General features: G+C 70.5%; 9 protein-coding genes. 3 read left to right on the forward strand and 6 right to left on the reverse strand.

The window, feature by feature from the left end:
* Positions 1 to 62: 62 nt before the first annotated feature.
* Positions 63 to 800, reverse strand: a complete 738-nt coding sequence (gene araD, locus ABZY57_RS29620) for an L-ribulose-5-phosphate 4-epimerase AraD (protein ID WP_356517122.1) — start codon at positions 798 to 800, stop codon at positions 63 to 65.
* A gap of 340 nt (positions 801 to 1,140) precedes the next feature.
* Between araD and ABZY57_RS29625 the strand changes: the two genes are divergently transcribed.
* Positions 1,141 to 2,199 carry a LacI family DNA-binding transcriptional regulator gene (locus tag ABZY57_RS29625; RefSeq protein ID WP_356517124.1) on the forward strand — a complete coding sequence of 353 codons (1,059 nt, stop codon included), beginning with the start codon at positions 1,141 to 1,143 and terminating at the stop codon, positions 2,197 to 2,199.
* A 145-nt stretch (positions 2,200 to 2,344) separates the two neighbouring features.
* On the opposite strand, the gene ABZY57_RS29630 is transcribed toward ABZY57_RS29625, so the two are convergent.
* The 5 genes from ABZY57_RS29630 to ABZY57_RS29650 all read right to left on the reverse strand — a co-directional run bounded on the left by ABZY57_RS29630 (position 2,345) and on the right by ABZY57_RS29650 (position 8,341).
* The gene (locus tag ABZY57_RS29630; protein WP_356517126.1) at positions 2,345 to 3,469 is read right to left on the reverse strand and encodes an aldose epimerase family protein; all 1,125 of its coding nucleotides are present in this window, start codon (positions 3,467 to 3,469) and stop codon (positions 2,345 to 2,347) included.
* Between the two features lie 105 nt (positions 3,470 to 3,574).
* The gene (yjfF, locus tag ABZY57_RS29635) at positions 3,575 to 4,597 is read right to left on the reverse strand and encodes a galactofuranose ABC transporter, permease protein YjfF (RefSeq protein WP_356517128.1); all 1,023 of its coding nucleotides are present in this window, start codon (positions 4,595 to 4,597) and stop codon (positions 3,575 to 3,577) included.
* On the reverse strand, positions 4,594 to 5,694 hold the full coding sequence (locus tag ABZY57_RS29640; protein WP_356517130.1) for an ABC transporter permease: 1,101 nt from the start codon (positions 5,692 to 5,694) through the stop codon (positions 4,594 to 4,596). Before ABZY57_RS29640 ends, yjfF begins: the two co-directional genes overlap by 4 nt.
* Positions 5,691 to 7,250, reverse strand: a complete 1,560-nt coding sequence (locus ABZY57_RS29645) for a sugar ABC transporter ATP-binding protein (RefSeq protein WP_356517132.1) — start codon at positions 7,248 to 7,250, stop codon at positions 5,691 to 5,693. Before ABZY57_RS29645 ends, ABZY57_RS29640 begins: the two co-directional genes overlap by 4 nt.
* Before the next feature lie 92 nt (positions 7,251 to 7,342).
* Positions 7,343 to 8,341: an ABC transporter substrate-binding protein gene (locus tag ABZY57_RS29650; RefSeq protein WP_356517134.1), complete on the reverse strand. Its 999-nt coding sequence runs from the start codon at positions 8,339 to 8,341 to the stop codon at positions 7,343 to 7,345.
* Between the two features lie 526 nt (positions 8,342 to 8,867).
* Between ABZY57_RS29650 and araB the strand changes: the two genes are divergently transcribed.
* Both araB and araA read left to right on the forward strand, forming a co-directional pair.
* Positions 8,868 to 10,562 (forward strand): ribulokinase, encoded by a 1,695-nt coding sequence (gene araB / locus ABZY57_RS29655; protein WP_356517136.1) that lies wholly within the window; start codon positions 8,868 to 8,870, stop codon positions 10,560 to 10,562.
* Positions 10,563 to 10,645: 83 nt separating this feature from the next.
* On the forward strand, positions 10,646 to 12,157 hold the full coding sequence (gene araA, locus ABZY57_RS29660) for an L-arabinose isomerase (RefSeq protein ID WP_356517138.1): 1,512 nt from the start codon (positions 10,646 to 10,648) through the stop codon (positions 12,155 to 12,157).
* Positions 12,158 to 12,205: the final 48 nt, after the last annotated feature.

Consider the following 12,205-nt stretch of genomic DNA (forward strand, 5'->3'; position numbering starts at 1 on the left):
GGTCGACGCAGGTGATCCGTCCCGCGCCGCCGCAGCGGGTGACGGCGAGACGGTGCGCGGCTTCAGGCGCTCGGGGTGTGCGGGACGTTGCCGTAATAGGCGTCCGGTCCGTGCTTACGGGTGAAGTGCCGCTCCAGCAGGTGCTTCGGCGGTTCGGAGGCTTCCCCGAGACGGGACCCCAGCGCCAGCGTGTGCAAGGCCATCTCCGCCACGGCCTCGCAGACGACGGCGTTGTCCAGCGCCGCCTTCGCGGTGGCACCCCAGGTGAAGGGGCCGTGCCGGGAGACGAGCGCTCCGGGTACCTCGTCGGCCCGCCGGGGGTCGCCGTCGAGCCGGGCGACGATCACCTGTCCGGTGTTGTACTCGTAGTCCCGCGCGCACTGCTCGGCGGTCAGGTCGTCCGTCACGGGGACGGGCCCGTTGAAGGTGTCGGCGTGCGTCGTGCCGAGTACGGGGATGGGGCGGCGCGCCTGGGCGAAGGCGACGGCGTGCGTCGAGTGCGTGTGGGTGACGCCGCCGATGGAGGGGAAGGCCCGGTAGAGGCACCGATGGGTTTCCGTGTCGGTGGACGGCCTGAGGCGTCCCTGGACGACCCGCCCGTCCTCCAGTGCCACCACCACCAGGTCCTCCTCGGCGAGGTCGGCATAGGAGACCCCGGACGGCTTGATGACGAAGACGCCGGCGTCCCGGTCCACTCCGCTGACGTTTCCCCAGGTGAGGGTGGCCAGACCGGCCTCCGGGATGCGCAGGTTGGCCGCGAGGACCTCGCGACGGAGGTCCTTGAGGAAGGTCTCGCTCACTAGGCTCTCACCGTCTCTCCGGCATGCGCGGGGGGGCTTCTCCGGGACCGGGGTCCGGCAGGCCCCGCGATCGCGCATGAGTGGGCTGGACTGATCGGGGGCCGCAGTAGGCATCGCGGCTGGCCTGCCTCGGCAGCCCCGATCAGATTGTGAACGCTAACAAGCAACAATCTCAAGAGGTACGTGCGGATTCCTGCCCACAAGATGCGATCAACGCTGCATAATGTGAACGCCAACATCTCTACCTGGTCGACCATCTTCCGGCCCGTCCGAGATGTGTGCGGGCCGCGGCTGGTTCGGTACCGTGAGGGAAGGCCGCTCGATGAGGAAAGGAAGAGAGTTGACCCAGCTCCCAGACGTCTCGCGAGCGCCCACGATGACGGACGTCGCGCGCGTCGCCGGCGTGTCGCATCAGACCGTCTCGCGGGTGCTCAGCGACCACCCGAACGTCAGCGCCAAGACCCGGGCCGCGGTGACACAGGTCATCGAGCAACTGGGGTACCGCCGCAACTCGGCGGCCCGGGCTCTGGCCACCCGCCGGACCCACACGCTGGGCGTCATCGCGGTGAACACCACTCTGCACGGACCCGCCAGCACCGTGGCGGGAGTGCAGGAGGCGGCTCGTGACCGCGGCTACCTGACGTCCGCCGTCACGCTTCGCACCGCCACGCAGACGGCCCTCGCCGAGGCCATGCAGCACCTCGCCGGGTGGGGGGTGGAGGGGATCGTCGCCGTCACTCCGCAACGCGCTGCGGTGCGCGCCCTGGCGGCACTGGAAGCACCGTGCCCCGTGGTCACCGTGGAAGGCGGCCACACCCTCGACCTGCCGGGGGTGTCGCTGGACCAGAACCTCGGCGCCCGCATGATCACGGAGCACCTCCTCGCATCGGGCCACGCAACCGTGTGGCACGTGGCGGGCCCCCCCGACTGGCTCGAGAGCGAGGCTCGCACACAGGGGTGGGAGGACGCGCTGCGCGATGCCGGCGCCGAGGTGCCGCCCGTGCTGCGCGGCGACTGGAGTCCGCTGTCGGGATACCAGGCCGGCCAGCAGCTGGCGGGTCGGGTTCTGGCATCAGGAGGGCAGGGAGCCGGCCTCACCGCGGTGTTCGTCGCCAACGACCAGATGGCCCTCGGTGTCCTACGGGCCTTGCGGGAGGCGGGCCTGCGAACGCCCGAGGACGTGGCGGTCGCCGGCTTCGACGACATCCCCGAGGCGGAGTTCTTCCCGCCCCCGCTGACGACGATCCGCCAGGACTTCGCCTCGCTCGGCCGCGACAGCATCGGGCTGCTCCTGGACCACATTGAGGGCAGGACCGACGAGTCGACCCATCTGGTGGTGGCGCCCGAGCTCATCGTGCGCGCGAGCACGGCCCGCAGGATCGCTCCCCCCGGCGAATGACCCCCACCTGCACGGCTGTCGGCCCCTCCCGCAGGGAGCCGGGCCCCGAGGGCACCTCGTACGGGGGAAGCCTGCGGCAGGCACGAAAGCCGCTGTCCGGTGGCCCTGCCGCACTGGACTGCGGATACGGCCGCCGCCGTCCATCTCAGGCGGCGACCGTGGTGAAACGGTGGATCGTGGTCGACCGGTACAGCTCCCCCGGGCGCAGGACGACCGTCGGGTAGTCGGGGCGGTTCGGGGAGTCCGGGAAGTGCTGGGTCTCCAGCGCGACCCCCGCGTAGGCGTGGTACGGCCTGCCTGCCTTGCCCGTGATGTCACCGGCCAGGCCTTGCGCGGTGTGGACCTGGATGCCCGGTTCCGTGGTGCGCACCTCCATGCGGCGGCCGGATGCGGGGGCGTACAACACAGCGGCCTTACGAGGACTGGCTCGCCGGGCGCCGTCGAGAACCCAGTTGTGATCGAAGCCTCCGCCGGCGAGGGCCAGTTGGGCCTCCGTATGGGTCAGGACGTCGGAGAGACGCCGGTTCCGGCGGAGGTCGAACGGGGTGTCGTTGACCGGGCGGTGAGGTCCGTCGGGGATCAACTCGGCGTCGACCGGCGTGTAGAGGGGGGCCGCGACCTGGAGGTGGTGGGCCAGGACGTTGCCGCGCCCTTCCCCTTCGAGGTTCCAGTAGGCGTGGTTGGTGAGGTTGACGATCGTCGGCGCGTCGGCGACCGCTTGGTACGACATCGTCAGGTTGTCGTCGCGGTCCAGCGTGTAGGTGAGGCGCACGTTCAGGGCACCGGGGAACCCCTGGTCGCCGTCGGGGCTGTGCAGGAACAGACGGACACCGGTGCGGTGCGCCGAGTGGAAGGGCTCGCACCGCCACAGGCGCTGGTCGAACCCGTCGGGACCGCCGTGCAGCGTGTGTCCGGTCTCCTGGGTGGCGAGCCGGTGGGTGACGCCGTCGACGACGAGTCGGCCGCGCGCGATGCGGTTGGCGTAACGGCCCACCGTCGCACCGAAGTAGCGTGCGGAGCCCTCGTGCGCGGCGTGGTCGCGGGCCGCGAGCACCACGTCGGCAGCGTGGCCCCAGCGGTCCGGCAGGATCAGGGAACGGAGCCGGGCGCCGCGCGTGTGGACCTCGGCGCGGGCGCGGCCGGGGAAGCCGAACCGCCACCTCTCCCCCGTTCCGCCATCGTCCAGGCGCAGGGGGCGGACCGTCCGCGGACAGGCGGCCGACGGCCTGGGCTCGGCGGCCTGGTCGACAGATTCGTATGCGTGTTCCATGGCGTATTCCCTGGAGGTCGGTCCACCGGAGGGCGCGCCGGGAAGCGAGCGGTGATCGCGGCACGGGAGCACGGTGGCACGGGCTGATGGGCTGCGGAGCCGGAGTCAGTCGGCGGCAGGGCGGCGACCGCTCATCAGTCGTTGCAGCACGATGAACACGAGCAGCAGGGCGCCGATGACGATCCGGGTCCACCAGGAGCTGAGCGTGCCCTGGAAGTTGACGACCGTCTGGATCAGGCCGAGGACGAGCACGCCGAGTGCGGTGCCGAGGACGAAGCCGGAGCCTCCGGTCAGCAGCGTGCCTCCGATCACGGTGGCGGCGATCGCGTCGAGTTCCATGCCCATGGCGTGGAGGGCGTAGCCGGAGAGCATGTAGAAGGTCAGCAGCAGGCCGCCGAGTGCGGAGCACAGGCCGCTGACCGCGTAGACGGCGATCTTGGTGGAGCTCACCGGGAGACCCATCAGGCGTGCGGAGGCCTCATTGCCGCCCAGCGCGTAGACGTTGCGTCCGAAGCGCGTGTGGTGCAGAACGACGAAGGCGATCACCAGCACGGCCAGGGCGATGACCACCGGGATCGAGACGAACAGTCCCCCGGGGCCGTACAGCCGGGTCTGCGCGATTCCCGCCGTGGTGGGGTCGCTGATCGTGATGGATTCGGTGCTGATCGTGTAGCAGAGCCCGCGGGCGAGGAACATGCCGGCCAGGGTGACGATGAACGGCTGGATCTCGAAGGTGTGGATGATCCAGCCCATGAGCGCCCCGCTCGCGGCGCCGACCAGCAGGACCAGTGGGATGACGGTGGCCAGCGGCCAGCCGTGCGACTCGACCAGCCAGGCGGTGAGCATGGTCGACAGGGCCACCATGGAGCCGACGGACAGGTCGATGCCCCCGGTGAGGATGACGAAGGTCGCCCCGACCGCGACGACCAGCAGGAATCCGTTGTCGATCAGCAGGTTCAGGACGACTTGCGCGGAGAGGAAGCCCTCGTAGCGCACCGATCCGACACCGAACATGACGACCAGCAGGACGGCCGTGACGATCAGTGGGATACGGGTGCGGGTGCGGGGGGACACGGTCGCGAAGGGGCGGGTGAGGTGCGCGGCGGCGCTCGCGATGCCGGTGCTCATGCGCGTACCTCCTGCTGCTGCGGGGCGGCGCCCGCAGGTGTGTGGGATCGGGGCGTGCTCGTCCTGCGGCGGCGCGGGACCTTGGACCGGAAGACCGGGGACTGCACGAGGCAGACGACGATGACGACGAAGGCCTTGAAGACGAGGGTGGTCTCGGGTGGGACGCCGAGGGTGTAGACGGTGGTGGACAGGGTCTGGATGATCAGGGCGCCCAGGACGGTGCCGCCGAGCGAGAAGCGTCCTCCGGTCAGGGCGGTGCCGCCGACGACGACGGCGAGGATCGCGTCGAGTTCGATCCACAGGCCTGCGTTGTTGCCGTCGGCGCTGGAGACGTTGGAACTGATCATCAGCCCGGCGACGGCGGCGCACAGCGCGCTGAAGACGTAGACCAGGGCGAGCAGACCGCCGGCGCGGATCCCGACCAGGCGGCTGGCGGCGGGGTTGCCGCCCACGGACTCGATCAGCATGCCGAGTGCGCTGCGACGGGTGATGAAGGCGGTGAGCGCGACGAGGGCGGCCGCCAGGAGGACGGCGAAGGGCATGGTCAGCCAGTAGCCGCCGCCGATCATCTTGTAGGGGGCGCTGGTCACCGTGATGATCTGGCCGTCGGTGATCAGCTGGGCGACGCCGCGGCCCGCGACCATCAGGATCAAGGTGGCCACGATGGGCTGCACCCCCAGCCCGGACACCAGGAAGCCGTTGGCGAGGCCCAGCACGAGGGCGACGCCGAGTGCGAGGGCGACGGCCGTGAGCATGGTGGCGACGCTGCCGGGATCTGCGGCGGTGGAGATGTGCCCGCAGGCGAGGGCGCCGGCGATGGCGACGGTGGAACCCACCGAGAGGTCGATGCCGCGTGTGGCGATGACGAGGGTCATGCCGAGCGCCACCAGGGTGAGGGGCGCGCCGAACTGGAGGATGTCGACGAGGCTGCCGTAGAGGTGGCCGTCGCGCACGCGGACGGCGAAGAAGTCGTGGTGGAACGCGAGGTTGCCGAGGAGCAGGGCGAACAGGATGAGCGTCGGCCACAGCAGGCGGTGGCCGGCCAGTCGTCTCCCGATGCCGCCGGCCGCCTCGGAGGTGGCGGGCTGGGGGGTCATGAGTCCGTCCCGGTGGCGATGGTGGTGAGGATGCGTTCGGGCGTGACGCTGTCGTCGTTCGTGAGGGTGGCCACCATGCGGTGGTCGCGGAGCACGGCGATGCGGTGGCTCAGGCGCAGGACCTCTTCGAGTTCCGCCGAGATGAACAGCACGGCGGTGCCTTCGCCCGCCAGGCGGGCCACGAGTTTCTGGATCTCCGCCTTGGCCCCGATGTCGATGCCGCGGGTGGGTTCGTCGAGGATCAGGAGCCGGGGTTCGGTCAGCAGCCAACGCGCGAGGAGGACCTTCTGCTGGTTGCCCCCGCTGAGGTGGCGTACTTGCGCTTCGGGGTCGGCGGGGCGGATGTCCAGGGCTTCGATCCAGCGCCGTGCCAGTTCGTCCTGCTTCGCACGCGCCAGCGGCCTGGTCCAGCCGCGGGCGGCCTGCAGAGCGAGAATGATGTTCTCGCGGACCGTGAGTTCGCCCACCAGTCCCTCGGACTTGCGGTTCTCGGAGCAGAACGCGATGCCCCGGGCGATGGCGTGGCGGGGAGTGCGCAGGAGTGTCTTCTTGCCCTCGATGCTCACTTCTCCGCCGTCCGCGCTGTCCGCGCCGAACAGGAGGCGGGCCACCTCGGTGCGGCCCGAGCCCAGGAGGCCGGCCAGTCCGATGACCTCGCCGGCACGGATGTCGAGGTCGTACGGTTCGATCGAGCCCGTGCGGGTCAGCTGTCGTGCCTGGAGGAACGGCTCGCCGGCCGCCCGTTCGGCCGCTTCCTCGTGGGCGCGGCCGGACAACTGGTCGAGGGTGGCCAGTTCTCCGCCGATCATGCGCTGCACCAGCGTCACCGGGGTGAGATCGCCGATGGGGTACTCGCCTTCCAGGCGGCCGTTGCGCAGGATGGTGACGCGGTCGCAGAGATCGAATACCTGGTCGAGGAAGTGTGTGACGAACAGGATGGCCACACCTCGGTCCCGCAGGCGCCGCACCAGGGTGAAGAGCTGGGCCACCTCCTCGCGATCCAGGCTGGAGGTGGGTTCGTCCAGTACGAGCACCTTCGCCGAGACGTCCACCGCCCGGACGATGGCGACCAGTTGCTGCACCGCCAGGGAATGCGAACCGAGCAGACTGGTGACGTCCAGGTCGAGGTCCAGTTCCGTCAGCAGCTGCGCCGCCCTCTGCCGCATCGCGGACCAGTGGATGAGACCGAGCCGGCGCGGTTCGCGCCCGATGAGGATGTTCTCGGCGACCGAGATGTTCGGGCAGAGGTTGACCTCCTGGTAGACGGTGCTGATTCCGGCCCGCTGCGCCTGGAGGGGGTCTGCGAAGGTGTGGGGCCGGCCGTCGACGAGGATGGTGCCGGCTTCGACGGGGTGGACCCCGGTGAGCACCTTGATCAAGGTGGACTTCCCGGCGCCGTTCTCGCCCATCAGGGCGTGCACCTCACCGGGGAAGAGCCGCAGGGCGACTCCGTCGAGGGCGAGCACGCCCGGGAACCGCTTGCGGACGCCGTGGGCTTCCAGGACCGGCCGCGGGCCGTCGGCGCCCGTGGGCGGCGGGGTGGACGGAGATGTCATCCGCCCTCCTCTCATGTGGGGTGGTGGAGCGGGCTCCGGATGGTGAAGGAGGCACCGGAGCCGGGCCTCCTCCTGCACGGGAGCCTGCTGCGTCAGTAGTTCCGGGACGGCAGGGCGGCCGCGGCCTTGTCCTGCGGGAAGACGCCCTCCTGGGTCTCGACCCGGGTCGGCACGCTCTCCCCCGCCACGACCTTCTTGGCCAGCTCCATCAGCTGGTCGCCGAGCAGCGGGTTGCACTCCACCACCACGTTGATCTTGCCCTCGGTCATCGCGACGAAGGCGTCCTTGATTCCGTCCACCGAGATCACCTTGATGTCCGTACCGGGCTTCTTGCCGGACTCCTCGATGGCCTGGATGGCGCCGAGGGCCATGTCGTCGTTGTGGGCGTAGAGGACGTCGATGTCCTTCTGGGACTTCAGGAACGCCTGCATGACCTCCTTGCCCTTGGCTCGGGTGAAGTCGCCCGACTGCGAGGCAACGATCTTGAACTTGCCGTCGGCGCGGATGACGTCGGCGAAGCCGGCCTTGCGGTCGTTGGCGGGTGCGGAGCCCGTGGTGCCCTGGAGCTCGACGATGTTGACCGGGCCCTGCTCGCTCGCGTACGCGCCGGTCAGCCACTCGCCCGCGGACTTGCCCTCCTTGACGAAGTCGGAGCCCAGGAAGGTCTTGTAGAGGGAAGTGTCCTTGGTGTCCACGGCGCGGTCGGTGAGGATGACCGGGATGCCCGCGTCCTTGGCCTCCTTCAACACCGTGTCCCAGCCGGACTCCACGACCGGCGAGAAGGCGATCACGTCGACCTTCTGCTGAATGAAGGTGCGGATCGCCTTGATCTGGTTCTCCTGCTTCTGCTGCGCGTCGGAGAACTTGAGTTCGATCCCGGCCTTCTTCGCCGCCTCCTGGACGGACTTGGTGTTGGCGGTACGCCAACCGCTTTCGGCGCCGACCTGGGCGAAGCCCATGGTGATCGCGCCACCGGCGTCCGCCTTGGCCCCGGAGGCCGGGCCGGAGGCGGGACCCTCGGTCGAGCAGGCGGTCAACGCCGAGGAGGCGAGAAGGGCGACGGTGAGGACGAGGGCTGCTCTGCGAGCCATGACAGGTGTCCTTTCGGGGTGACGGAAGAGGCTCCGTACGGCCGGTGCCGGGCCGTGCCCGTGGCCAGGGGCGTGGCGGGGCCGAGGGCGTGGCGGGGCCAGGGGCGGGGGCGGGGGCGACAGGGGCGGGATGCCCTTGAGGGGGCGCCGTCGCATTGTGAGCGCTAACAAGCTTGGTTCTCAACCCCCATGCGCGCGTTACCTGTCCGTTACCGCTCCATGCGCGAGAACAGGAATCACCCCGCCCGTTCGCGAGACCATCGACGCCGTCGCCCGGATCGGAGACCCCAACCCGTGTCTCATCAAAGACACGTCGAGGCGAGTCCCCGCATGCGGAGGCCATCGCGTCGAGTGGACTCCCCACATGATCCACGCAGACCTCTTGCCTATCGACATTGTTAGCGCTCACACTGCAAGCCATCGGATCCTTCGCCGACCGTCAGGATGGTCGGGACGGCATCTCCGGCTGCCGGGGCCGGCGCCGCGTGCCGCGTGCCGCCCCACGGCTCCCTCGAAAGGCACTCTGTTGACGTCACCCCATCCCCTCGCGCCCACCCCGCGTCCCGAGGAATCGGAGCAGTACACGGTCGGCGTCGACTTCGGAACGCTCTCGGGCCGCGCCGTGGTGGTGCGGGTTCGCGACGGCCAGGAGCTGGCCGCGGCGGTCCACGCCTACCGGCACGGCGTCATCGACCGCCACCTGCCGCACGGCGGTGCGCCCCTGCCTGCGGACTGGGCCCTGCAGCACCCCCAGGACTGGCGGGACGTACTGCGTCACGCCGTCCCGGAGGCCCTGGCCGCTGCCGGGGTCGATCCCGCCGCGGTGATCGGCATCGCCACCGACTTCACCGCGTGCACCGTCCTGCCCGCGCTGGCCGACGGGACCCCCCTCGCCGAGACGGAGCTCTCCGGACGGCCGCACGCGTGGCCCAAGCTGTGGAAGCACCATGCGGCCCAGTCGCATGCCGACCGCATCAACGAACTCGCCCACGCCCGCGGGGAGAAGTGGATCGCCCGCTACGGCGGCCGGATCTCCGCCGAGTGGCAGTTCGCGAAGGCCCTCCAGGTCCTGGAGGAGGATCCGCTCGTCTACGAAAGCTGCGCGCGGTGGATCGAGGCCGCCGACTGGATCGTGTGGCAGCTCACCGGAACCGAGTCCCGCAACGCCTGCACCGCCGGATACAAGGGCATCCACCAGGACGGCGCCTACCCGAGCGAGGAGTACCTGGCCGCGCTGAACCCCCGGTTCGCCGACTTCGCACGCACCCGCCTCGCGTTCCCCCTCACCGCGCTGGGCTCACGCGTGGGCTCGCTCAGTACCGGGGCAGCGGCTTGGACGGGGCTGCGCCCCGGCATCGCCGTGGCCGCGGGCAACGTCGACGCCCACGTCACCGCGGCGGCGGCCCAGGCCGTCGAGGACGGCCAACTGCTCGCCATCATGGGGACCTCCACCTGCCACGTCGTGAACGCTCCCGTCCTCGCCGACGTCCCCGGCATCTGCGGTGTCGTCAACGGTGGGATCGTCGAGGGAACCTACGGCTACGAGGCCGGACAGAGCGCGGTCGGCGACATCTTCGCCTGGGTACTGGACCAAGGCGTCCCGTCGGACTACCTCGCCGAGGCCGCCGAACGCGGCGAGGACCTGCACACCCTGCTGACCCGGAAAGCCGCCCGGCAGCCGGTCGGCGGCCACGGACTGGTCGCCCTCGACTGGCTCAACGGCAACCGGTCGGTGCTCGTCGACCACCACCTGTCCGGAGTGATCGTGGGGCTCACCCTCGCGACCCGCCCCGAGGACGTCTACCGCGCACTGCTCGAAGCCACCGCGTTCGGCACCCGCGTCATCGTGGAGGCCCTGGAGGCGGGCGGCGTACCGGTGCACGAGTTCATCGTCGCCGGCGGACTTGCCAAGAACGACCTGCTGATGCAGATCTACTCCGACGTGCTGCGCCGCCCCGTCTCCCTGGCCGCGTCCGATCAGGGCCCCGCCCTCGGGTCGGCCATCCACGCCGCCGTAGCCGCCGGCGCGCACGCCGACGTGCGAACGGCCACCGCCGCCATGGGCCGCCGACTGCCGGCCGTGTACACGCCCGATACCTCTCGGGCAGACGCCTATGACGCCCTCTTCGCCGAATACCGGCTCCTGCACGACCACTTCGCCACTGGTGGCCTGCTGCACCGCCTGAGGCGCATCCGCGACACGACCCACACCGCGGGCTGAGCCCCGCCCCGTTGTCCGTTCACGAACCCCCACCTGCGCGCCGCCCCCACCAGCGCTGCGGGACGTCACCTTCAGGAGTCCATGTGCCCAGCCGAACGTCCCCCGCCCAGGAGATCTGGTTCCTCACCGGCAGCCAAGGCCTGTACGGGGAGGAGACGCTGAAGCAGGTCGCCGAACAATCGCGGCAGATAGCCACCGCGCTGGCCGACGCCCCCGGCATTCCCGCGCGCGTGGTGTGGAGGCCGGTACTGACCGACGCCGACGCCATCCGCCGGGTGTGCCTCGACGCGAACGCCGACGACCGGTGCGTCGGGCTCATCGCCTGGATGCACACCTTCTCGCCGGCCAAGATGTGGATCGCCGGACTGGACGCGCTGCGCAAGCCGTTGCTGCACCTCCACACCCAGTCGAACGTGTCCCTGCCCTGGGACACCATCGACATGGACTTCATGAACCTCAACCAAGCCGCCCACGGGGACCGCGAGTTCGGACACATCCAGACCCGTCTCGGCGTGCCCCGCAAAACCGTGGCCGGCCACGTCACCGATCCGGTGACGCGTGCACGCGTCGCGATCTGGGCGCGGGCTGCCGCCGCCCGATCCGCACTGGCCACCCTGAAGGTCGCCCGCTTCGGCGACAACATGCGCGACGTGGCCGTCACCGAGGGCGACAAGGTCGAGGCCCAGCTGCGGTTCGGCGTCTCCGTCAACACCTACGGCGTCAACGACCTGGTGGAGGTCGTCGACAGCGCGGACGGGACCGAGCTGGCCTCCCTCGTCGAGGAGTACGCCGACCTGTACGACCTGGCGCCGGAACTGCGACCGGGCGGCGAACGGCACGACGCGCTCCGCTACGCGGCCCGCATCGAAGCCGGCCTGCGCACCTTCCTCGAAACGGGCGGCTTCGGGGCCTTCACCACCAACTTCGAGGACCTGGGCGGACTGCGCCAGCTGCCCGGCCTCGCGGTCCAGCGGCTCATGGCCCAGGGGTACGGCTTCGGAGGAGAGGGCGACTGGAAGACCGCCGTCCTGCTGCGCGCCCTCAAGGTGGCCGCCAGCGGCCTTCCGGGCGGCACCTCCTTCATGGAGGACTACACCTACGACATGACACCGGGCGACGAGCTCATCCTCGGCGCGCACATGCTGGAAGTCTGCCCCACCATCGCCGCCGCCCGGCCCCGCTGCGAGATCCACCCCCTCGGCATCGGCGGGCGGGAGGACCCGGTGCGCCTGGTGTTCGACGCCGCCCCCGGCCCGGCCGTGGTGGTCGGGCTCGCCGACCTCGGCGACCGCTTCCGCCTGATCGCCAACGACATCGACGTGGTGGCGCCCCCTCACCCACTGCCCGCCCTGCCCGTTGCCCGCGCGGTCTGGCGGCCCCGCCCCGACCTGCGGACCTCCACCGAATCCTGGCTGACGGCCGGAGGACCGCACCACACCGTCCTCAGCACCGCACTGACCTCCGACCACCTCGACGACCTGGCGGAAATGCTCCGCCTGGAACTCGCCCTCATCGACGAGGCCACCACCCCGAAGCAGTTCCGGCGCGATCTCCGCTGGAACCAGGCGTACCACCGGCTGGCACTGGGACTGTGAACCAGTGGTGACCGCACCGGCGTCATGGTGCGGCGGGCCGCTGCGGTC

Origin of the sequence: Streptomyces sp. NPDC006450 (assembly GCF_040612195.1) — a bacterium.
GTDB lineage: Bacteria > Actinomycetota > Actinomycetes > Streptomycetales > Streptomycetaceae > Streptomyces.